Origin of the sequence: Flavobacterium aquariorum, from assembly GCF_003254745.1 — a bacterium.
In the GTDB taxonomy this organism is placed as follows: Bacteria; Bacteroidota; Bacteroidia; order Flavobacteriales; family Flavobacteriaceae; genus Flavobacterium; species Flavobacterium aquariorum.
Map to the genome: position 1 here is coordinate 1 of NZ_QKXH01000055.1, position 209 is coordinate 209.

Below are 209 nucleotides of genomic sequence, written 5' to 3' on the forward strand. Positions count from 1 at the left end.
AATGCAGCAACAGGACAAATAACAGGAACACCAACTACAGCAGTTGCATCTGCAGGATATACCGTCACAGCCAGCAATACTGGTGGTTGTGGAACTGCAACATCGGTTGTAACCATTACCGTAAATCAAGCTCCGGCAGGATTGAGTTATACCGTTGCTTCACCAAGTTATTGTGTTGGAACAGCAATCACTGCTAATAATGCATCGCT

Annotated in this window: 1 protein-coding gene; it reads left to right on the forward strand. The window is 45.0% G+C overall.

What is annotated here, in order from left to right; genetic code table 11:
• A partial coding sequence (locus tag DOS84_RS19200) for a hypothetical protein (RefSeq protein ID WP_165830476.1) occupies positions 1–209 on the forward strand: 209 nt, incomplete at both ends.